Here is a 21,024-nt window from a genome sequence, read left to right as displayed (position 1 = left end):
AAGTGAGCGAACTCATTCGCGTACCTGACATCGGCAGCGGTGAAGGTGAAATCATCGAGCTGTTCGTCAAGGTCGGTGACCGTATCGAGGCTGACCAGAGCCTGCTGACCCTGGAGTCCGACAAGGCCTCCATGGAAATCCCGGCCCCCAAGGCCGGTGTCATCAAAGAACTGAAAGTAAAGCTGGGCGACCGCCTGAAAGAAGGCGACGAGCTGCTGGTTCTGGAAGCTGAGGGCGCCGCTGCTGCGGCCCCTGAGGCTCCGGCCGCTGCTGCTCCGGCCCCGGCTGCTGCCCCGGCGCCTGCTGCCGAAGCCGCCCCTGCGCCAGCCGCAGCCCCGGCTGCCGCCAGCGTGCAGGACATCCACGTGCCGGACATCGGCTCGTCGGGCAAGGCCAAGATCATCGAAGTGCTGGTCAAGGTCGGCGACACTGTCGAAGCCGACCAGTCGCTGATTACCCTGGAGTCCGACAAGGCCTCCATGGAAATCCCGTCGCCAGCTGCTGGCGTGGTCGAAGAAGTGCTGTGCAAGCTGGAAGACGAAGTCGGCACTGGCGACCTGATCTTCAAGCTGAAGGTCGCTGGCGCAGCCCCGGCTGCCGCTCCGGCCCCTGCTGCTGCCCCGGCGCCAGCCAAGGCTGAGGCTGCTCCGGCAGCCGCACCCGCCGCTGCCGCCCCGGCTGCTGCCCCAGCACCGGCTGCTACCGCACCGGCCGCTGGCAGTAACGCCAAGGTTCACGCAGGCCCCGCCGTTCGTCAGCTGGCCCGTGAATTCGGTGTCGACCTGGGCGCTGTTGCCGCCACCGGTCCGCACGGCCGCATTCTGAAAGAAGACGTGCAGGTTTACGTCAAAGCGATGATGCAGAAGGCCAAGGAAGCTCCGGCCGCTGCCGGTGCAACCGGCGGCGCCGGCATCCCGCCGATCCCTGCCGTGGACTTCAGCAAGTTCGGTGAAGTGGAAGAAGTGGCCCTGACCCGCCTGATGCAGGTCGGTGCTGCCAACCTGCACCGCAGCTGGCTGAACGTGCCGCACGTGACCCAGTTCGACTCTGCCGACATCACCGAGCTGGAAGCCTTCCGCGTTGCGCAGAAGGCCGTGGCCGAGAAGGCCGGCGTGAAGCTGACCGTGCTGCCACTGCTGCTCAAGGCCTGTGCTTTCCTGCTCAAGGAACTGCCAGACTTCAACAGCTCGCTGGCGCCAAGCGGCAAGGCCATCATCCGCAAGAAGTACGTGCACATCGGCTTCGCCGTGGACACTCCAGACGGCCTGCTGGTCCCTGTGATCAAGAACGTCGACCAGAAGAGCCTGCTGCAACTGGCTGCCGAAGCGGCTGCGCTGGCCGAAAAAGCCCGCACCAAGAAGCTGTCGGCCGACGAGATGCAAGGCGCCTGCTTCACCATCTCCAGCCTCGGCCACATTGGCGGCACCGGCTTCACGCCGATCGTCAACGCGCCGGAAGTGGCTATCCTGGGCGTCTCCAAGGCGACCATGCAGCCAGTGTGGGATGGCAAGGCCTTCCAGCCGAAGCTGATGCTGCCACTGTCGCTGTCCTACGATCACCGTGTGATCAACGGCGCAGCCGCCGCGCGCTTCACCAAGCGCCTGGGCGACGTGCTGGGCGATATCCGCACCATGCTGCTGTAAGGCAGCCCGCTGCCCCTCCTTGCGAGGGGCAGTACCCTTTTCGAGCTGCCACGCTCGTACCTCAACCCCGTCGATTGGCGGGGCTTTTTTTTGTCCGCCGATAGGGTTGTGGCGCCGGGGAGATCGAGCGCCGCGCGGGCGGCGCTCGGTTTCCCAGGCGCCAAAATTCTCAAGGCGAACTAACATTTCCGGCCCAACAGCCGATAACCCGTACACAGCATCACGCATGGCCGCTTGCCAGCCCTCGGGACATGATGCAACCTTGCCGAATCTGCCGCCGCCGCAAGGCCGCGTTCCCTCTTCAAGCGAGTCTTCGATGAAAAGCCAACCCGATGCCGCCAGCCGTGTGGCGGCCGAGGTCGTCACGCCGTTACCCGTGCCCTCGCGGCTCGGCATGCTGCGTTTCGAACGGCTCAACGAAGCCACCTGGGCCATGCTCTACCTGGACCCGGCCTGCGAGCGCCAGTTCGGCCTGCACGCCGGCGACCTGTGTGCCTTGGTAGATGCACCCTACGCCAGCCTGATGGAACCGGAAGCACGCTACCGGCTGCACGATGAGGTCCAACTGCAACTGGCCCAGCGCGGCTACTACCGCGTGCGCTACACCCTGCACACGCCCAGCGCCTCGCTGCGCCTGCTGGAGGTGGGTGAAGCCTACAAGCAGCATAACCGCCAGCTGTTGCGCGGCTACCTGAGCGTGCTCGATGACCTGCAGGACGATACCGGCGAAGCCGACGCCAACGACCTGGAATCACGCAACAACCGCCTGCAGCTGGCCCTGCAACTGAACCAGCGCGCCCAGCAAGAGCAGCTGGAACACCTGGAGCGCGTGCGCGGCCAGCAGGACCTGATCCTGCGCTTGGCCCGCCAGCGCTACAGTGCCGGTAACTCGCTGCTGGAAGCTGCCCAGCTGATTACCCGCAGCGCCTGCGAAATCTACAAGGTCGACAGCGCCAGCATCTGGCACCTGGACGACCAGCGTCTGGAACCGATCACCGCCTGGTACCGCGTCGCACAAGAGCATCGCCAGCCCGAAGCCATCGATGCCAGCCACTTCCCCGACTACCTTGACGCGCTGCACGCCAGCCGCGCCATCGACGCCCACAACGCCGGCCACGACCCACGCACCCGCGCCCTGGCGCAAAGCTTGCGCCCGGAAAACAAGGCCATGCTCGACGCCAGTATCCGTGTCGATGGCCAGGTAGTCGGCGTGCTGTGCCTGGAGCAGACCGGCCAGCCACGGGCCTGGCAGTCGGACGAGATTGCCTTTGCAGGTGAGCTGGCCGACCAGTTCGCCCAAGTCATCACCAACCACAACCGGCGCACTGCGGCCAGCGCATTGCACCTGTTCCAGCGTGCCGTCGAGCAAAGCGCCAGCGCCTTTTTGCTGGTGAACCGCGATGGCCGGGTGGAGTACGTCAACCCGAGTTTCACTGCAATCACCCAATACAGCACCGATGAAGTGCAAGGCCGTCACCTGGGTGAGCTGCCGGCATTGGAGAACCTCAGCGAATTGCTGTTCGACTCGCCGTCGAGCCTGGCCATGGGCAACAGCTGGCAGGGCGAGTTCAAGAGCCGGCGCAAGAACCTGGAGCCCTACTGGGGCCAGTTGTCGATTTCCAAGGTGTACGGCGATAACCGTGAGCTGACCCACTACATCGGCATCTACGAAGACGTCACCCAGACCAAGCTGGCCCAGCAGCGCATCGAGCGACTGGCCTACACCGACAACCTGACCAACCTGGGCAACCGCCCGGCGTTCATCCGCAGCCTGGACGAGTGCTTTGCCCGCGATGGCGAAAGCGCGATGTGCCTGCTGCTGGTGGACATCGACAACTTCAAGCGCATCAACGACAGCCTTGGCCACCAGACCGGTGACAAGCTGCTGATCAGCCTGGCCCGCCGCCTGCGCAACAGCTTGCACACCGGCGGTATCCTGGCGCGCTTTGCCAGTAACGAGTTCGCGGTATTGCTTGACGACACCAGCCTGGAAGATGGCCAAGGCGTTGCCCAGCAATTGCTGCGCACCCTCGACAAGCCGATGTTCGTCGACAACCAGTTGATCAACGTCACGGCCTCGGTGGGCCTGGCCTACGCGCCGCTGCACGGCGCTGACCCGGCCAGCCTGATGAAAAACGCCGGCCTGGCGTTGCACAAGGCCAAGGCCAACGGCAAGCATCAGGTGCAGGTGTTTACCGAAGTGCTCAATGCCGAAGCCAGCTACAAACTGTTCGTCGAGAACAACCTGCGCCGTGCCCTTACCCAGAACGAGCTGGAAGTGTTCTACCAGCCCAAGATCTGCCTGCGCAGCGGCCGCCTGTTGGGGCTGGAAGCGCTGTTGCGCTGGAACCACCCCGAGCGCGGCATGATCCGCCCGGACCAGTTCATCAGCGTGGCAGAAGAAACCGGCCTGATCATTCCCATTGGCAAATGGGTGATCCGCCAGTCATGCAGCATGAGCCAGCAACTGCGCGAGGCCGGCTTGGGTAACCTGCACGTAGCGATCAACCTGTCGCCCAAGCAGTTTTCCGACCCCGACCTGGTAGCCTCTATCAGCACCATCCTCAAGGAAGAAGCCCTGCCCCCGCACCTGCTGGAGCTGGAGCTGACCGAAGGCCTACTGCTGGAAGCCACCGAAGACACCCACCGCCAGCTGGACGAGCTGAAGGCCCTGGGGCTGACCCTGGCCATGGACGATTTCGGCACCGGTTACTCCTCGCTCAGCTACCTGAAGAAGTTTCCGATCGACATTCTCAAGATCGACCGCAGCTTCATCAATGAGATCCCCGACAACCAGGACGACATGGAAATTACCTCGGCGGTGGTGGCCATGGCGCACAACCTCAAGCTGAAGGTAGTGGCTGAAGGGATCGAGACGCCGGAGCAGCTGGCGTTTCTGCGCCGCCACCGTTGCGACGTGGGCCAGGGTTACCTGTTCGACCGGCCGATTCCGGGACGGGAGCTGGCTGAGCGGCTGAAGCGCTACCCGCGTGGCCCGGTGGCCTGACAGCGGCGTAAACCTCGGGCACTATAGAAGCCATTCGGGCCTCTTCGCGGGCATGCCCGCGAATGCTTCAACACCTATCCAACTGAAAAAACACAGAGGAACGGCCATGGTCCTGCGTTCGGAAATCCTGGTGAACAAAAACGTCATGCCAACTGCGGAACAGGCGCTGCCTGGCCGCGAAACGCCAATGACCCTGCCCGAGTTCCACTACGTGTTCGAAGGCACCCCGCTGCTCGGCCCGTTCTTCGAAGGCGCCATCGACTTCGCCATCTTCGGCCTGGGTTGCTTCTGGGGCGCCGAGCGCCGCTTCTGGCAGCGCGAGGGCGTGGTCAGCACTGTGGTCGGCTACGCCGGCGGTTTCACCCCAAACCCTACCTACGAAGAAGTCTGCTCGGGCCTTACCGGCCACACCGAGGTGGTGCTGGTGGTGTTCGACAAGGACAAAGTCAGCTACCGCGAACTGCTGGCGATGTTCTGGGAGCTGCACAACCCCACCCAGGGTATGCGCCAGGGCAATGACGTCGGCACCCAGTACCGCTCGGCCATCTACTGCACCAGCCCGGAACAGCTGGAACAGGCCAAGGCCAGCCGTGACGCCTTCCAGGTCGAACTGAACAAGGCAGGCTTTGGTGAAATCACCACCGAGATCGACCAGGCGCCGACCGTGTACTTCGCCGAGGCCTATCACCAGCAGTACCTGGCCAAGAATCCGGACGGCTACTGCGGCATCGGCGGCACCGGTGTATGCCTGCCGCCCAGCTTGCAGGGCAACTGAACCATGGCCACGATGACCCTGTTCCATTCGCCGCTGTCGCCCTTCGTGCGCAAGGTCATGGTGGTGCTGCACGAGACCGGCCAGCTTGACCGCGTCACCCTGCAGCCGGTGAACATCAGCCCGGTGAGCGGCGACCCACAGCTCAACCAGGACAACCCGATCGGCAAGATCCCGGCCCTGCGCCTGGAAGACGGCACGGTGCTGCATGACAGCCGGGTGATCTGCGAGTACCTCGACCTGCAACACGTCGGCCTGCCGCTGTTGCCGCGAGAGGGCTCGGCGCGCTGGCGGCGCATGACGCTGGTGTCGCAGGCCGATGCGATCATGGATGCGGCGGTGTCGTCGCGTTATGAAAGCTTCCTGCGGCCCGAGGACAAGCGCTGGGACGGTTGGTTGCAGGCGCAGGGCGACAAGATCCGCCGTAGCCTGGCCAACCTGGAGCAGGAGCATTTGCCCGAGCTGATGTCCGGGTTCGATCTGGCGGCAATTGGCGTGGCCTGTGCGCTGGGGTATCTGGATTTGCGTCAGCCGGAGTTTGGCTGGCGTGAGCGCCAGCCTGGGTTGGCGGCGTGGTATGCCGAGGTGGCCAAGCGACCGTCGATGGTGGCTACCTCTCCAGTGGCCTGACAGGGCCTCTTCGCGGGCACGCCCGCTCCCACAGGGTATGGCGCCAATTTCAAGATGTGCGCCGTACCTGTGGGAGCGGGCACGCCCGCGAATGCCTCACCTAGGTACAACAGGAAACAGCTGACCGATCCGCTGGGCCAGCCACCGCCCAATCTCTCTGTCCTCCCTCATGCCGCCCTCCCCACCCGCGCCCAGTCCAGCCGCCGGGTCAGCACCATGAACACCCCCAGCAAGCCAAAGCACAGCAGCGAGCCCATCAGCAGCGCATAATCCTCGGCGCTCAGCAGCCCGTAGAGCAGCGCATACAAGGCTGCCAACCCTGCCGCGAACCCAACCCCTCGCCCCAGGCTGCGCAACACATGGCTCAGGTAGAAGCCGATCAGCAGCACGCACGCCGAAGCCGACAACCCATACGCCAGGCCAAACCCGATGTGTTCTGACAACGACAGCAACAATAGGTAGAAGAACGCCAGCGCCACGCCCACCAGGATGTACTGCACCGGGTGTACGCTCAGGTTTTTCAGCACTTCGAACAGGAAGAAGCCGGCAAAGGTCAGCGCAATGAACAACAGCGCGTATTTAATCGCCCGTTCGCTTTTCAGGTACTGGTCCACCGGGTCGACAAAGCTCACGCCGAAGCTGCGTTCACTGAAGTCGGCGCACTGCCCGGCAATGGCGCATTGGCGCAGGGCGTCTTCAAGGTTGGTGGCAAAGAACGAAGTCTGCCAATGGGCGCTGAAGCCCTGGGCATCGATGTCGCGGCGGTTGGGCAGGTAGCTGCCGACGAAGCTTGGGTGCGGCCAGTTGGCGCGCATGTCCACGCTGCTGGTGCGGCCCACCGGCACGATGTGCAACTGGCCAGTGCCTTGCAGCGCCAGATCGAAGCCGTAGCTGAATTCCCGCGCCTGCAGGCCGTCCAGCGCTGGGAGGCTGGCATGCACGCCGCCGCGCATCCAGTCGAGCCGGGTACCGGCCTCGAACGGCACCTTTTGCTCATCCATGCTCAGTTCCAGGCCGTTCTCGATGCCGCGGATATCGCTGATGCCCACCACCAGGAACGGCTTGTCGAAGCGGTAGTCGTCGAAGTCCTTGTCGATGCCCCAGCGCTCCGGGAGCTTGAAACGGCCGCTGATGCGGCCTTTGGCGTGGAACAGGCGGGCCTGGTAGATACCTCGGGCACGCAGTTCGGTGTCCACATCCAGGTTGGCGTCGAAGGTTTCCGGCAGGAAGTACAGGTGGCCGGCAACAGTGCTGGTTTCCTGAGTACGCTCGCCATCCTTTTCGATCCAGCGGCGCTGGTACTTGCGATACGGCACCACCAGCAGCGGGCCGCTGAGCTGCTGGTCGAAACTGGCACTTTGCGCGATGTCGCGCAGTACGTCGTCGCGCAGGGCCTGGCGCTCATCGATCAGGCCGTTGATCAGCAGCAACGGGATGAGCAACAGCACTATGAGCACGGCGATCATGCCGAGTTTGTAACCGAGGGTCTTGGTCATGGGGCCTCCTGTGGCAGTGGGCGCAGTGTCTGCGTCTTGCGTGGAGGCTTCAGGGAGGTTGTGTGGAGATCGTGTGTACTTTCAAGGGCCTCATCGCCGGCAAGCCAGCTCCCACAGGCCTCCACAGCTTTCAAGCCTGGCGCTGTACCTGTGGGAGCTGGCTTGCCGGCGATGGGCTGCAAAGCAGCCCCGGCTATCTCAGCTGATACGCCGCACCGGCAGCCACAACCTCACCCGCACGCCACCATCGACGTTATCCACCGCCAACGCCCCACCATGCAGCTGCATCACTTCAGCCACAAAGTTCAGCCCCAGCCCGGTGCTCTTGCGCCCACTTCCTGGCCGCGGCAGCGAGTAGAACCGCTCGCTGACCCGCCCGATGGCATACGCCGGTATCGCCTGCCCCTGGTTGAACAGGCTCAACGCCACCCGCTCGCCATCGCGTTCCAGGTCGAACAACAGCGCGCCTCCCTCCGGGGTGAAGTCCAACGCGTTGTCGAGCAGGTTGGCCAGCGCCTGGCGCATCAGGAACGGATCACACAGCAAGCGCAAGCCGGCAGGCACCCGCTGACGCACATGCAGACTGGCCCCGTCGATGCGCGCCGCATGGGCCAACAACAACTCGTCCACCAGCGCCGCCAGTGCCACCTGCTGCTCGTCTTCCAGCGCCTGCATCTGCTCGACCCGGGCCAGGTTGAGCAGACGCTCGACCATCTGCTGCAAGCGTTCGCTCTCACGCTCGATATTGCCGGCAAACCGCGCGCGCTGGTCGGTCGGCATATCGTCCTGCAACAGCTCGGACGCCCCGCGAATGGCCGCCAGCGGGCTTTTCAGCTCGTGGGTCAGGGTATGCACGTAACGCTCGACATAGGCCTTGCCCTCCAGCTGCGTGCGCATGCGTTCCACAGCCTGAGCCAAATGCGCCAGCTCGCCGCCCTTGTAATGGGGTAACGCAGCACGCTCGCCTTCGCTCACAGCCTGCGCATAACGAGCCAGCCGACGCAACGAGCGCGACAACCACCACGACAACGCTGCACCGATCAGCAGGCCAAGCCCGATCAGCCCGAGGCCCAGGGTAAGCAAACGCTGTTCGGAGCGGTCGATGTACGGTTGCAGCGAGCTGTTGGGCTTGGCCACGGTGACCACGCCGATGATCTTGCTCTCATCCATGATCGGTGCAGCCACGTGCATCACCGAGGTGCTTTCATCGTTGGGATCGCTGCGGGTGGAGCGGGCACCGTACTCGCCACGCAGGGTCTTCAGCACGTCATTCCACTGCGAATAGTCCTTGCCCAGGGCCTCGCCGGTGGAATCCAGTAGCACGATACCCTTGGCATCGGTGACATAGATGCGGTGGCTGACCTGGGTTTTGGCCAGGCCCCAGATTTGCGCGCCGGGGCTACGCGTGCCATAGGCCTTGAGCACTTCGGGCAGATGGCTTTGGTTCAGGGTACCGGCCTTGACATCATCACGCAGGATCTCGGCCAGCAGGTTGGCGGTGTCTACCAGTGTTTCTTCAGACGACTGGCGCACCACCGGGCGAATCTGTTCGCGCACGGTATTAAGCAAAAAGTAGCCCGCCAACCCGACGAACAGGAAGTACACCAGGAAAATCCGGATGCCCAGGCGCATCAGGCATGGTCCGGGCTGTAGCTGTAGCCGAGGCCGCGGTGGGTCTGGATCGGCTCGGCGTCGCCCGCTACCTGGCGCAGCTTCGCGCGCAGGCTCTTGATATGGCTGTCGATGGTTCGCTCGTAGCCCACATCGGAGGCCACGCCCAAGGCGTCGAGCAACTGTTCGCGGCTGAACACCCGCTGCGGTTGTTCCAGCAGGGATTGCAGCAGACGGAACTCATGGCGGGTCAGGGTGAGTGGCTGGCCACGGTACGTGATCTGCATGCGCAGGGTGTCGAGCTGGAACAGCACGGTATCGGTGGCAGACTCTGCCCGGGGCGCCATGCGCTTGAGGATCGCGCGCACCCGTGCGGCCACTTCGCGCGGGCTGAAGGGTTTGACCACGTAGTCGTCGGCACCGATTTCCAGGCCTACCACCCGGTCGATTTCACCGTCGCGGGCACTGAGGAACATCACCGGCACCTCGGTGAAACGGCGCAACTGGCGGCAGGTTTCGAAGCCACTGATGTCGGGCAGGCCGATGTCGAGGATGATCAGGTCGGCCGGGCGCTGGCGTTGCTGGTCGAGGGCGGCGCTGCCCAGGGTCACCCATTCAGTACTGTGGCCATCGGCCTGAAGGGCGTAGACCAGGGTGTCGGCGATGGCGGCTTCGTCTTCGACGATGAGGATATGGGGCATGGCGTCCGGCCTTGTTGAGGGCAGACTGCACTTTTAGCTTACTGGCCTCTTCGCGGGCAAGCCCGCTCCCACAGGTACTGTGCTGCCCTTCAGAGCAGCGCTAGTCCTGTGGGAGCGGGCGTGCCCGCGAAAGGGCTAGAACAGGCGGATCGAATCAGCAGTCAGGCTTGCCAGCAGTAAACTTCTTGGCGGGGTTCACGGCAGCCTTGAACTCGCGGAGCGCCTTGGAACCCACCAGCAGCGGGTAATTGAAGCTGCTGCGGTCCACCAGGTTCACCTCCACGGTGCGCTTCACGTCACCCAGGCACAGTTCCAGGTCCACCACCGGGCGCTTGGAGATTTCCGGCGCATCGCCTTCTTCCTCTTCATCGGCGCGGCCCTTGATCTTGCTGATGCGCGATACCTTGTGCTCGTACACCTTGCCATCCGAGTCCTTGGTGGCCAGGCGGAAGCGTACCCATTCCTCGCCATCACGGGTGAACAGTTCGATGTCCTTGGCCGATAACGACGCGGTGAAGGCACCGGTGTCCATCTTGGCTTTCAGGGTTTCGCCCAGCTCGGGCAGGGTGATGTTCTCGTAACGGCCATAGATCGTAGGCTCGGCGGCCATTACCGGCAGTGCCAACAACGACAACAGGGCAAGCAGAGGTTTCACAGGCAGGCTTCCTTGAGAGGGTTCAGTGCTTAGACTGCACGGGCAGGATAGGTTCGCTGTCACAAGGTTAACCAACATGTTGTGAAACATTTGTCCCTGCCGTCGGGCATTGGACATTTGGCGTAGGCTACGGCGCTGCTTATCATTGCCAACCGTTTATCTCCCACAACAAGAGTCTCTTTATGCGTCGCCTGCTGACCGGCATTCTCACTACCACCCTGTTGCTGCTCAATACCGTGGTGTTGATCTGCCCGCTGCTGGTCTTCGCCCTGCTCAAACTGGTGTTGCCGGGCCGTGGCCGCGACTATGCCTCGTGGGCGGTGATGTGGGTAGCCGAAACCTGGTCGGAAATCGACAAGGCCATCTTCGCCTTGTGCATTCCTACCCAATGGGACATTCGCGGCGTCGAGAACCTGCGCAAAGACACCTCGTACCTGGCCGTGAGCAACCACCAGACCTGGGTCGACATCCCCGCGCTGATCGAAAGCCTCAACCGCCGTACACCGTTCTTCAAGTTCTTCCTGAAGAAAGAGCTGATCTGGGTACCGCTGCTGGGCCTGGCATGGTGGGGGCTGGATTACCCGTTCATGAAGCGCTACAGCAAGGCCTTTCTGGAGAAGCACCCCGAGCTCAAGGGCAAGGACCTGGAAATCACCAAGGCCGCCTGCGAGCTGTTCAAACGCCAGCCGGTGACCGTGGTGAACTACCTGGAAGGCACCCGGTTTACCGAGGCCAAGCGCCTGGAACAGCAGTCGCCGTATCGCTACCTGCTCAAACCCAAGGCGGGTGGCGTGGCGTTTGTGTTGGCGGCGTTGGGTGAGCAGCTGGATGCCTTGCTGGATGTGACCATCGTGTACCCCGGCAACAAGGCACCGGGGTTCTGGGATTTGCTCAATGGCAGCATTAGCCGGGTGATTATCGATATTCAGGTGCGTGAGCTCGACCCGGCGTTGTGGGCGGGGGATTACGAGAATGATCCTGAGTTTCGCCAGACTGTGCAGGCCTGGGTGAATCAGCTTTGGGAGGAGAAGGACCAGCGGATTGAGCAACTGCGCCAGGAAATGATCTGAGATTCTTATCGTCTGGGCTGCTCAGCTTCCACAAGAAGACAGTTGCTCCCGCAGGGCCCGGTCTTTAGACAGAAGGCTGAACCAACGGTGCCGGCGTCGTCCACAGGCTACCCAGGTTCTGCAACAACGACCCGGCAATCCCCTGCTGCCCCAGGTACTGCAGAATCAACGGCGCGAACTGCCCGATCATCCCGGTATCCATCCCCAGCGCCTTGAACGCAGTGTCCAGGTCGCTGCGGTTTTCCACATTGCTGCCCAGCGCATTGTTCAAGGCCGACTGGCTCCCGCTGTTCTTGCCCAGCAACTCACCCAGGCCACTCAAGCCACCCAGTGCATTGGCCCCCGCAAGCAGGTCCAGCCCCGGCACCGCCTTGGTCAATTGCCCATAGTCATCGCTGCTCAGGTTATTGCGCGCCAGCCCCAACATCGCCCCTGCCCCGCCAATGGCCTGTTCGGGGGTGATATTCAATTGGCTGCCCAAGGTGTTGAGCAAATTGGCCTGCGCCTCGGGCGCCTGCACCTGACCTTGCTGTTGCTGGTTCTGCATGGCAGACACGGCGTTGGCCGCGTCGCTGAGGTTGAAGGCAAACACCGGGCTTGCGGCCAGGGTCATCAGGGTTGCCAGGGTGAATGCTTTCATCGGAAGGGACCTCATGGGCCGGGATGGCCGGGGAAACGAGGCATTGGACTTAGGGTTTCACGGTTGGTTCCGGGCTGGTTGTCGAGGCTATCAAAGTGGCCCAGGTCAGCGGTGCCAACCTGTCATTTCTATCAGTAGCGCCATGCGCTGGATATCGAAATACTGCTAACAATAATTCACATCAAGCAGGCCAAGGTGATGAAGAAAACCCCTGATTCTGAGCGCGCCCTTCATTTTTCTGCGTACACACCTTACGGGTACGTAGTTAATTCACCTCCAAAGCAAAGGCTGTTGGCATTTAACGGTCAGTTCCGAGATGCTCTGACAGGCCTCTATGCTCTTGGCAACGGTCATCGTTGCTTCAACCCCGTCCTGCAACGATTTCAATCGGCTGATGTAATGAGCCCGTTTGACAAAGGCGGTATCAATGCATATGCCTACTGTGGTGGCGACCCAATCAATCGTCTGGACCCATCAGGTCAAAGTTGGATGAGTTTATTTAAAGGCATCGGCAACTTATTCGGGCGAACCAGAAGTCGAGATCGAATCCCTGTACCTCACAGAGCACCCACCATCCAAGAACGGTACCCGTCTCAACCAGAATATTCCGGCATCAACTCGCGAAGCTCTGACGGTAGTTCCTCCTCTAACTATGCCAGCCTTAACTCGCACAGCTCTAGCGGTAGTTTTTCCTCTAACTATGCCGACCTTAACTCGTATGAATCAGTATCCGCACAAGGTGCGCCTACTCTACCGCGAAGAGCACCACCCTCTAGCCATGGTTCCAGTAGCCGCTTCTCGGTCAACAATCCTGATCGGATACCAACCGGCCGTAACGCTGATGATATCGGAATTTGGGCTGACCATACACTAACAGTGCCTGGCGAAGAGCCGTTTCAAGGCCTCTCTGAAATAACCAGGGAGATATCGATTGCCGCAAGTCTTTCAGCTCAAAAAAATGGAAGAATCAAGAGCAATATAATGAGGAGAATAATGAGAGATCATCACCCAGGCAGGCTATACATGTATGCTCAGGACGGCCAAATACTAAGTCTACAACAGAATATTCAACGGCGTATTCGCCGACGAAATGAGTGAATCAGCGAGTATAGGGTGTAAAAAGCCCCTCAAATTGAGGGGCTCTTATTAAGCGAAATTTGTTACGCCGCACCCCACATCTTGTGCGGGTCGATCACAAACTTCTTCGGCACACCCGCATCAAACTCGCCATACCCTTCCGGCGCCTGATCCAGGTTGATCACCTGCACACCCACCACTTCAGCAATGTTGATACGATCCCACATGATCGCCTGCATCAGCTGGCGGTTGTACTTCATGGTCGGGGTCTGGCCGGTGTGGAAGCTGTGCGACTTCGCCCAGCCCAAGCCAAAGCGAATGCTCAGCGCGCCGATCTTGGCAGCGGCATCCACCGCGCCCGGGTCTTCGGTCACGTACAGGCCCGGAATACCAATGCTGCCGGCAACGCGGGTAACCTGCATCAGCGAGTTCAGCACGGTGGCCGGGGCTTCGTGCTTGGCGCCCTCGTGGCCATGGCCGCGGGCTTCGAAACCGACGGCGTCGACGGCGCAGTCCACTTCCGGCTCACCGAGGATGTCGACGATCTGCTCGTGCAGCGGGGTGTCCTTGGACAGGTCGACCACTTCAAAGCCCTGGGACTTGGCGTGCGCCAGGCGGGCCGGGTTGAGGTCGCCGACGATGACGCAGGCGGCGCCCAGCAGGCGGGCCGAGGCAGCGGCAGCCAGACCGACCGGGCCAGCGCCCGCGACGTAAACGGTGCTGCCTGGGCCTACGCCGGCAGTGACGGCGCCGTGGTAACCGGTTGGCAGGATGTCGGACAGGCAGGTCAGGTCACGGATCTTTTCCATGGCCTTTTCGCGCTCGGGCAGTTTCAGCAGGTTGAAGTCGGCGTATGGCACCAGCACGTATTCCGCCTGGCCACCGGTCCAGTCGCCCATGTCGACGTAGCCGTAGGCACCGCCGGCGCGGGCCGGGTTGACGGTGAGGCACACGCCGGTGTGCATCTCTTTGCAGGAGCGGCAGCGGCCGCAGGCGACGTTGAACGGTACCGACACCAGGTCGCCGATCTGCATGCGCTCGACGTCGCTGCCCTTCTCGACGATTTCACCGGTGATTTCGTGGCCCAGGACCAGGCCGACCTGGGCAGTGGTGCGGCCGCGGACCATGTGCTGGTCGGAGCCGCAGATGTTGGTGGAGACCACCTTGAGGATGACGCCGTGTTCGATCTTCTTGCCGCGCGGGTCCTGCATTTTCGGGTAGTCGATCTTCTGCACTTCGACCTTGCCGGCGCCGAGATATACCACTCCACGATTGCCAGACATGCTCTTACCTCGCTTGATTTGTATTTATGCAGCGGTGGTTGAACGCGCCGCCATCCATGGGCGGCATGTGTTTCTGGAATGAGGGGAATTGTGGGCCTGATGGGCCGGGATGCACTGACTGGGAGCGACAGAGAGATGCCTTTTAGCGGCAGGGGTGTCGCTGGAGGGTATGGAGGATGAAACAGGGGTGTTGACCTGTTCTGGCCTCTTCGCGGGCAAGCCCGCGAAGAGGCCAGTGAAGGCTGTTACAAAACGACCGTCCGGTTGGCGTTGAGGAACACCCGACGCTCGATGTGATAACCCACAGCCCGCGCCAGGGTCAGGCACTCGATGTCGCGCCCTTTGGCAATCAGGTCTTCCGGGTAATGGCTGTGGTCCACCACTTCCACGCCCTGAGCAATGATCGGCCCTTCGTCCAGGTCGTTGTTGATGTAATGCGCAGTCGCGCCGACCATCTTCACGCCCTTGTTGTACGCCTGGTGATAAGGCTTGGCGCCTTTGAACCCTGGCAACAACGAGTGGTGAATGTTGATGGCCCAGCCATCCAGGCGCCTGCACAACTCAGGCGATAGCACCTGCATGTAGCGAGCGAGGATAACCAGCTCGGCGCCAGTCTCCTCGATCACCTGCAGCACCTTGCGCTCCTGCCCAGGCTTATCCTTAGGATCGAGCGCGAAGTGGTAGTAAGGAATCTTGTGCCACTGGGCCAGCGGTTCGAGGTCGGGATGGTTGGACACCACCGCAACCACGTCCATACCCAACTGGCCGATGCGCTGGCGGTACAGCAGATCGTTCAGGCAGTGGTCGGCCTTGGACACCATGATCACCACCTTGGGGCGGTGATTCGGTGCGGTCAGCTCAAACGTCATGCCGAACGCTTCGCTGCGCTCGGCAAGGCCGGCCCGGAAGCCCGCCTCGTCGAAATCATCCGGCTGGCGGAACTCCACACGAATGAAGAAGCGCCCCGACTGCCGGTCATCGAAAGAGTGGTGCTCCGTCACGTAGCAGCGCTGCTCGAAGAGGTAACGCGTCACCACGTCGACGGTGCCGAGCATGCTCGGGCAGTCGGCGGTGAGAATCCAGGTATCCGGTGCCCGACTCATGTTCTGCGCTCCTTAGGCTTCGATGCTCAGGCCGTACTCGGCCGAAGCGTCCTGCAGCCACAGCCACCAGTAGTCAGCGAAACTGCGGCGAATCACCAGTTCCCAGGTGTCTTCCGCAGTGCGGCGGATCACCAGTTGCGACTTGGCGAACACGGTACCCACTGCCTTGCCCACCGGGAAGTTGTTCGGGTGAACATCATAGCTGGTGGACTTCATCAGCACTTCACGCACATTCGGGCCGCGCAGTTCCAGCAGGCTTTGCCCGCCGCTCACGTTGACCACCTGGATGTGCTGGCCTTCAAGGGCTGCACGCAGCTTTTGCTCGACAGCCAGTTCCTGGCCACCGGGTACGATCAGCAACCATTCATCCGGGCCGACCCATTGCAGCGACATGTCGTTGTTGGCGACCACGGTCAGGGCCACCGGCAGCTCCAGGCCCAGGGCCTTGTGCACGCCTGCGGCGAATTCCGGGTTGTGGCCATCGCCGCGAAGGGTGAGGTGGCCAAGGAACTTGCGTTCACGCAGGGTCACGCCTGCGTTCTTGCGGCCTTTGCCAACCAGGCTGGCCAGGTCGGCGTGGTGCAGTGGCGACTGGGCCTTGGCCTCGGCGCCGGGGTTTTGCTGGAAGACGTTGATAGCGCTCATTTCTTACCTGCCTTGAATTCTTGTTCGTCAGGGCAGCGCAGCACCGGGTTTTGGGCTGCGCCGCTATCCGGGGGCCTTTAGACGTTCTGCCGCTCACCCTTCGGATCGAAGAACACCGAAGACACGATCTCCGCCTCGATCACGCTGCCATCCGCCTGCGGCGAGTACACGCGCTCGCCCATGCGCTTGAGGCCGCCTTTGACCACGCCCATGGCGAACGAGTAGCCCAGGGAGTTGGACGCGTAGCTGGAGGTCACGTGGCCAACCATGTCCATCGGGATCGGCTGTTTCGGGTCGAATACCAGCTGGGCGCCTTCCGGCAGCCATTTGGTCGGGTCGACCGGCTTCAGGCCTACCAGTTGCTTGCGGTTCTCGCGCACGCAGTCTTCACGGTTCATGCCACGCAGGCCGATCCACGAGAACGGCTTGTTGCGGCCCACGCACCAACTCATGTTCAGGTCGTCCGGGGTCATCGAGCCGTCGGTGTCCTGACCCACGATGATGAAGCCCTTCTCGGCACGCAGTACGTGCATGGTCTCGGTGCCGTACGGGGTCAGGTTGTACTTCTTGCCGGCCTCGATGATCTGTTCCAGCACGCCCATGGCGTAGTTGGCCTGCACGTTCACTTCGTACGACAGCTCACCGGTGAACGAGATACGGAACACACGGGCTGGCACGCCGCCCACGTTGCCTTCCTTCCAGGTCATGAACGGGAAGGCTTCCTTGTCCATGTCGATGTCGGTCAGCTCGCTCAGCAGCTTGCGGCTGTTGGGGCCGGACAGGGTCATGGTGGCCCAGTGGTCGGTGACCGAAGTGAAGTACACCTTCAGCTCTGGCCATTCGGTCTGGTGGTACAGCTCCATCCACTGCAGCACGCGGGCGGCGCCGCCGGTGGTGGTGGTCATGATGAAGTGGTTATCGCCAACGCAGGCGGTTACGCCGTCGTCGAAGACCATGCCGTCTTCCTTGCACATCAGGCCGTAGCGGGCCTTGCCCACGTCGAGCTTGGTCCAGGCGTTGGTGTAGATGCGGTTGAGGAACTCGCGCGCATCCGGGCCCTGGATATCGATCTTGCCCAGGGTGGAGGCGTCCAGCAGGCCCACGCTGTCGCGCACGGCCTTGCATTCACGGGCCACGGCGGCATGGATGTCTTCACCGGCTTTCGGGAAGTACCACGGGCGCTTCCACTGGCCGACGTCTTCGAACTCGGCGCCGTTCTTCACGTGCCAGGCATGCAGGGCGGTGAAGCGCACCGGCTCGAACAGGTGACCACAGTGACGGCCCGCTACGGCGCCGAAGGTAACCGGCGTGTAGTTGGGGCGGAACATGGTGGTGCCCATTTCCGGGATGGTGATGCCGATCGAACGGGCGGCGATGGCCAGGCCGTTGATGTTGCCCAGTTTGCCCTGGTCGGTACCGAAGCCCAACGCGGTGTAGCGTTTGACGTGCTCGACCGACTCGAAGCCTTCACGGGTGGCCAGTTCGATACCGGCAGCGGTCACGTCGTTCTGCTGGTCGACGAACTGCTTCGGCCCCTTGGTGCCCTTGTCGTGCGGCACCAGGAACAGCGCCACGGTGGCCTCTTCCTTGCGTGCAACGGTTTTCGGCAGGGTGCCGACGGTTGCCTTGAAGCCTGCTTCGGTGGCTGCGCGCACGCCGCCTTCGAAGCCATCGGCAATCACGTCGCCAAGGGCGTAGACACCATTGATACCACCCACGCATTCGCGTTTTTGCGGCGCATCGCCCGGCACGAAGCCGAGGATGTCGTCACGCCATACCGGGCGACCGCCCAGGTGCGAGGCCAGGTGTACGATCGGGCTGTAGCCGCCCGAGGACGCGATCAGGTCGCACTCGAGGGTTTCGCCTGGGCTGGTGACTTTGTGCGCCTGCACATCGATGGCGGCCACACGGGCGCCGGTGACGTGCTTGCTGCCTTTGGCCTCGACCACGGCGCTGGAGGTAAGGATACGAATGCCCTTGGCACGCGCTTCTTCAACCAGCGAGCCACGTGGGTTGTGGCGGGCGTCGGCGATGGCGACCACTTGCAGGCCAGCGTCGTGCCAGTCCAGCGCGGCGCGGTAGGCGTGATCGTTGTTGGTCGACAGCACCAGCTTGCGGCCTGGGGCCACGCCGTAGCGGCGAACGTAGGTAGAAACGGCACCGGCCAGCATGTTACCCGGCACGTCGTTGTTGCCGTACACCAGCGGGCGCTCGTGGGCGCCGGCAGCCAGTACCACGCGTTTGGCGCGTACACGGTGCACACGGTGGCGAACCTGGCCGATCGGGGCGCGGTCGCCGAGGTGGTCGGTGAGGCGCTCGTGGATGGTCAGGAAGTTATGGTCGTGGTAGCCGTTGACCGTGGCGCGTGGCAGCAGGGTCACTTCCGGCAGGCCTTCCAGCTCTTTGACCACGGCGTTGACCCAGTCGGTGGCAGGCTTGCCGTCGAGGGTTTCGCGGGTGTCGAGCAGGCTGCCGCCCAACTCTTCCTGCTCGTCAGCCAGGATCACGCGGGCACCGCTGCGCGCAGCGGCCAGGGCAGCGGCCAGGCCAGCAGGGCCGGCACCGACGATCAGCACGTCGCAGTGCTGGTTCATGTAGTCGTAGCTGTCCGGGTCGTTCTGCAGCGGCGCACGGCCCAGGCCTGCGGCTTTGCGGATGTACTTCTCGTACGTCATCCAGAACGATTTCGGGTACATGAAGGTTTTGTAGTAGAAGCCCGGCGGCATCATGCTGCCGCCCACCTTGCCAAGGATGCCCATGACGTCGTTGTTGACGTTCGGCCAGCCGTTGGTGCTGGTGGCGACAAGGCCTGCGTACAGCGCCTGCTGGGTGGCACGCACGTTCGGGATCTGGGTGGCTTCGCTGGAGCCGATCTGCAGGATGGCGTTCGGCTCTTCGGTACCTGCAGCGATGATGCCGCGTGGACGCGAGTACTTGAAGCTGCGGCCAACGATGTCGACGCCGTTGGCCAGCAACGCGGCGGCCAGGCTGTCACCGGCATAACCCTGGTAGGTCTTGCCGTTGAAACTGAAATTCAGGACCTTGCTGCGGTCGATACGGCCGCCGCTGGCGAGGCGATAGGTCTGGCTCATACTTTTTCCCCTTGGCCTTTGACGGTCGACGGTGCGTTTGCAGCTTTACCGTTGGCGGTCACTTGCGGCTTCTCGCCAATCTTGTAGGTTTCCAGAATCTCGTAGGTCACGGTGTCGCGGGTGACATTGAAGTACTGGCGGCAGCCGGCAACGTGGTCCCACAGTTCATGGTGAATCCCGCGTGGGTTGTCACGGTAGAACATGTAGGTACCCCACTCCTCGTCGGAGCAGGCGTTAGGGTCCAGCGGGCGGGCGATGTGCGCCTGGCCAGAGGCGTGGAACTCTTCTTCGGAGCGCAGCTCGCCGCAGTGGGGACAGAAAATATGCAACATGACGGTGTCTCCGGTTAGTGGGCGACGGCGGCGGCGCCGTGTTCGTCGATCAGTGCGCCGTTGTAGAAACGGTCCATGGAGAACGGCGCGGCCAGTGGGTGCATTTCGCCCTTGGCCAGGCTCGCGGCGAAGACGTTGCCCGAACCCGGGGTCGCCTTGAAGCCGCCAGTACCCCAACCGCAGTTGAAGAACATGTTCTTGACCGGGGTCTTGGTGATGATCGGGCAGGCGTCTGGCGAGGTATCGACGATGCCACCCCACTGGCGGTTCATGCGAACGCGCGACAGGTTGGGGAACATTTCGACGATGGCCTGCAGGGTGTGCTCGATCACCGGGTACGAACCGCGCTGGCCGTAGCCGACCCAGCCATCGATACCGGCACCGATCACCAGGTCGCCCTTGTCGGACTGGCTGATGTAGCCGTGTACGGCGTTGGACATGATCACGCTGTCGATGATCGGCTTGATCGGCTCGGACACCAGCGCTTGCAGCGGGTGCGATTCCAGCGGCAGGCGGAAGCCGGCCAGCTTGGCCATGTGCCCGGAGTTACCGGCGGTGACCACACCAACGCGCTTGGCGCCAATGAAGCCTTTGTTGGTTTCCACACCGATGACCGCGCCGTTTTCCTTGCGGAAGCCGATCACTTCGGTTTGCTGGATCAGGTCAACGCCCAGGGCGTCGGCAGCACGGGCGAAGCCCCAGGCCACGGCGTCGTGACGGGCCACGCCACCACGGCGCTGCACGGTGGCACCCAGGATCGGGTAGCGGGTGTTCTTGGAGCAGTCCAGGTACGGGATTTCTGCGGCAACCTGGGCGGTGTTCAGCAGCTCGCCATCCACGCCGTTCAGGCGGTTGGCGCTGACGCGGCGCTCGGAGTCACGCATGTCCTGCAAGGTGTGGCACAGGTTGTACACGCCGCGCTGGGAGAACATGACGTTGTAGTTCAGGTCCTGAGACAGGCCTTCCCACAGCTTCATGGCGTGCTCGTACAGGTGCGCCGACTCGTCCCACAGGTAGTTGGAACGCACGATGGTGGTGTTACGGGCGGTGTTGCCGCCGCCCAGGTAGCCCTTCTCGATAACGGCGACGTTGGTGATGCCGTGCTCTTTGGCCAGGTAATAAGCCGTGGCCAGGCCATGGCCGCCACCGCCGACGATAACCACGTCGTACACCTTTTTAGGGGTGGGCGTGCGCCACATGCGCTGCCAGTTTTCGTGGTGGCTGAGGGAGTGTTTGAAAAGGCCGAAGCCCGAGTAGCGTTGCATGG

Annotated in this window: 17 protein-coding genes; 6 read left to right on the top strand and 11 right to left on the bottom strand. The window is 62.5% G+C overall.

Annotated elements, in window-relative coordinates; genetic code table 11:
• The first annotated feature begins 2 nt into the window (after nucleotides 1–2).
• From aceF to B9A31_RS19465, 4 genes are all read left to right on the top strand, one after another.
• Nucleotides 3–1,643 (top strand): dihydrolipoyllysine-residue acetyltransferase, encoded by a 1,641-nt coding sequence (gene aceF, locus B9A31_RS19480; RefSeq protein ID WP_027610127.1) that lies wholly within the window; start codon nucleotides 3–5, stop codon nucleotides 1,641–1,643.
• Between the two features lie 316 nt (nucleotides 1,644–1,959).
• A complete protein-coding gene (locus B9A31_RS19475; protein ID WP_025754055.1) occupies nucleotides 1,960–4,650 on the top strand; it encodes a putative bifunctional diguanylate cyclase/phosphodiesterase in 2,691 nt (896 codons plus the stop codon).
• Between the two features lie 106 nt (nucleotides 4,651–4,756).
• Nucleotides 4,757–5,425: a peptide-methionine (S)-S-oxide reductase MsrA gene (gene msrA / locus B9A31_RS19470; protein WP_016714536.1), complete on the top strand. Its 669-nt coding sequence runs from the start codon at nucleotides 4,757–4,759 to the stop codon at nucleotides 5,423–5,425.
• 3 nt (nucleotides 5,426–5,428) lie between these two features.
• Complete coding sequence (locus B9A31_RS19465) at nucleotides 5,429–6,052, top strand: glutathione S-transferase (protein WP_027610129.1); 624 nt, start codon at nucleotides 5,429–5,431, stop codon at nucleotides 6,050–6,052.
• Between the two features lie 167 nt (nucleotides 6,053–6,219).
• Here B9A31_RS19465 and creD read toward each other — a convergent pair whose 3' ends face one another.
• From creD to B9A31_RS19445, 4 genes are all read right to left on the bottom strand, one after another.
• On the bottom strand, nucleotides 6,220–7,548 hold the full coding sequence (gene creD / locus B9A31_RS19460) for a cell envelope integrity protein CreD (RefSeq protein ID WP_025754057.1): 1,329 nt from the start codon (nucleotides 7,546–7,548) through the stop codon (nucleotides 6,220–6,222).
• Between the two features lie 198 nt (nucleotides 7,549–7,746).
• Nucleotides 7,747–9,180: a two-component system sensor histidine kinase CreC gene (creC, locus tag B9A31_RS19455; protein ID WP_019096439.1), complete on the bottom strand. Its 1,434-nt coding sequence runs from the start codon at nucleotides 9,178–9,180 to the stop codon at nucleotides 7,747–7,749.
• Nucleotides 9,180–9,860 (bottom strand): two-component system response regulator CreB, encoded by a 681-nt coding sequence (gene creB, locus B9A31_RS19450; protein WP_084297276.1) that lies wholly within the window; start codon nucleotides 9,858–9,860, stop codon nucleotides 9,180–9,182. The genes creC and creB overlap by 1 nt, the downstream gene beginning before the upstream one ends.
• Before the next feature lie 154 nt (nucleotides 9,861–10,014).
• Nucleotides 10,015–10,515, bottom strand: a complete 501-nt coding sequence (locus B9A31_RS19445; RefSeq protein ID WP_019096441.1) for a retropepsin-like aspartic peptidase RloA2 — start codon at nucleotides 10,513–10,515, stop codon at nucleotides 10,015–10,017.
• Between the two features lie 182 nt (nucleotides 10,516–10,697).
• Between B9A31_RS19445 and B9A31_RS19440 the strand changes: the two genes are divergently transcribed.
• Nucleotides 10,698–11,585 (top strand): acyltransferase, encoded by an 888-nt coding sequence (locus B9A31_RS19440; RefSeq protein WP_019096442.1) that lies wholly within the window; start codon nucleotides 10,698–10,700, stop codon nucleotides 11,583–11,585.
• A 64-nt stretch (nucleotides 11,586–11,649) separates the two neighbouring features.
• Here the strand turns inward: B9A31_RS19440 and B9A31_RS19435 are convergent, their stop codons facing one another.
• Nucleotides 11,650–12,225, bottom strand: a complete 576-nt coding sequence (locus B9A31_RS19435) for a DUF2780 domain-containing protein (RefSeq protein ID WP_027610131.1) — start codon at nucleotides 12,223–12,225, stop codon at nucleotides 11,650–11,652.
• 198 nt (nucleotides 12,226–12,423) lie between these two features.
• Between B9A31_RS19435 and B9A31_RS27800 the strand changes: the two genes are divergently transcribed.
• A complete protein-coding gene (locus B9A31_RS27800) occupies nucleotides 12,424–13,323 on the top strand; it encodes an RHS repeat-associated core domain-containing protein (protein WP_084297275.1) in 900 nt (299 codons plus the stop codon).
• Between the two features lie 62 nt (nucleotides 13,324–13,385).
• Here B9A31_RS27800 and fdhA read toward each other — a convergent pair whose 3' ends face one another.
• The 6 genes from fdhA to B9A31_RS19400 form a co-directional block, all read right to left on the bottom strand.
• Complete coding sequence (gene fdhA, locus B9A31_RS19425) at nucleotides 13,386–14,585, bottom strand: formaldehyde dehydrogenase, glutathione-independent (RefSeq protein ID WP_084297274.1); 1,200 nt, start codon at nucleotides 14,583–14,585, stop codon at nucleotides 13,386–13,388.
• Between the two features lie 245 nt (nucleotides 14,586–14,830).
• The gene (gene purU, locus B9A31_RS19420) at nucleotides 14,831–15,688 is read right to left on the bottom strand and encodes a formyltetrahydrofolate deformylase (protein ID WP_019096474.1); all 858 of its coding nucleotides are present in this window, start codon (nucleotides 15,686–15,688) and stop codon (nucleotides 14,831–14,833) included.
• A gap of 12 nt (nucleotides 15,689–15,700) precedes the next feature.
• Nucleotides 15,701–16,333 carry a sarcosine oxidase subunit gamma gene (locus B9A31_RS19415; protein WP_016484539.1) on the bottom strand — a complete coding sequence of 211 codons (633 nt, stop codon included), beginning with the start codon at nucleotides 16,331–16,333 and terminating at the stop codon, nucleotides 15,701–15,703.
• Nucleotides 16,334–16,410: 77 nt separating this feature from the next.
• A complete protein-coding gene (locus tag B9A31_RS19410) occupies nucleotides 16,411–19,425 on the bottom strand; it encodes a sarcosine oxidase subunit alpha (protein ID WP_084297273.1) in 3,015 nt (1,004 codons plus the stop codon).
• Nucleotides 19,422–19,757, bottom strand: coding sequence for a sarcosine oxidase subunit delta (locus tag B9A31_RS19405; RefSeq protein ID WP_012270119.1), 336 nt, complete (start codon nucleotides 19,755–19,757; stop codon nucleotides 19,422–19,424). Before B9A31_RS19405 ends, B9A31_RS19410 begins: the two co-directional genes overlap by 4 nt.
• Nucleotides 19,758–19,771: 14 nt before the next feature.
• On the bottom strand, nucleotides 19,772–21,022 hold the full coding sequence (locus B9A31_RS19400) for a sarcosine oxidase subunit beta family protein (protein WP_003255680.1): 1,251 nt from the start codon (nucleotides 21,020–21,022) through the stop codon (nucleotides 19,772–19,774).
• Nucleotides 21,023–21,024 lie beyond the last annotated feature (2 nt).

Origin of the sequence: Pseudomonas sp. URIL14HWK12:I5 (assembly GCF_900176445.1) — a bacterium.
Taxonomy (GTDB): domain Bacteria; phylum Pseudomonadota; class Gammaproteobacteria; order Pseudomonadales; family Pseudomonadaceae; genus Aquipseudomonas; species Aquipseudomonas monteilii.
Note: the sequence above shows the minus strand (reverse complement) of the source record. Positions and strands in the feature narration are given on the sequence as shown.

Bases quoted from the DNA above. Each gene is read 5' to 3' on its own strand.
- B9A31_RS19475 (WP_025754055.1), top strand. From the start codon at position 1,960: ATGAAAAGCCAACCCGATGCCGCCAGCCGTGTGGCGGCCGAGGTCGTC.
- msrA (WP_016714536.1), top strand. From the start codon at position 4,757: ATGGTCCTGCGTTCGGAAATCCTGGTGAACAAAAACGTCATGCCAACT.
- B9A31_RS19465 (WP_027610129.1), top strand. From the start codon at position 5,429: ATGGCCACGATGACCCTGTTCCATTCGCCGCTGTCGCCCTTCGTGCGC.
- creD (WP_025754057.1), bottom strand. From the start codon at position 7,548: ATGACCAAGACCCTCGGTTACAAACTCGGCATGATCGCCGTGCTCATA.
- creC (WP_019096439.1), bottom strand. From the start codon at position 9,180: ATGCGCCTGGGCATCCGGATTTTCCTGGTGTACTTCCTGTTCGTCGGG.
- creB (WP_084297276.1), bottom strand. From the start codon at position 9,860: ATGCCCCATATCCTCATCGTCGAAGACGAAGCCGCCATCGCCGACACC.
- B9A31_RS19440 (WP_019096442.1), top strand. From the start codon at position 10,698: ATGCGTCGCCTGCTGACCGGCATTCTCACTACCACCCTGTTGCTGCTC.
- B9A31_RS19435 (WP_027610131.1), bottom strand. From the start codon at position 12,225: ATGAAAGCATTCACCCTGGCAACCCTGATGACCCTGGCCGCAAGCCCG.
- B9A31_RS27800 (WP_084297275.1), top strand. From the start codon at position 12,424: ATGAAGAAAACCCCTGATTCTGAGCGCGCCCTTCATTTTTCTGCGTAC.
- fdhA (WP_084297274.1), bottom strand. From the start codon at position 14,585: ATGTCTGGCAATCGTGGAGTGGTATATCTCGGCGCCGGCAAGGTCGAA.
- purU (WP_019096474.1), bottom strand. From the start codon at position 15,688: ATGAGTCGGGCACCGGATACCTGGATTCTCACCGCCGACTGCCCGAGC.
- B9A31_RS19415 (WP_016484539.1), bottom strand. From the start codon at position 16,333: ATGAGCGCTATCAACGTCTTCCAGCAAAACCCCGGCGCCGAGGCCAAG.
- B9A31_RS19410 (WP_084297273.1), bottom strand. From the start codon at position 19,425: ATGAGCCAGACCTATCGCCTCGCCAGCGGCGGCCGTATCGACCGCAGC.
- B9A31_RS19405 (WP_012270119.1), bottom strand. From the start codon at position 19,757: ATGTTGCATATTTTCTGTCCCCACTGCGGCGAGCTGCGCTCCGAAGAA.
- B9A31_RS19400 (WP_003255680.1), bottom strand. From the start codon at position 21,022: ATGCAACGCTACTCGGGCTTCGGCCTTTTCAAACACTCCCTCAGCCAC.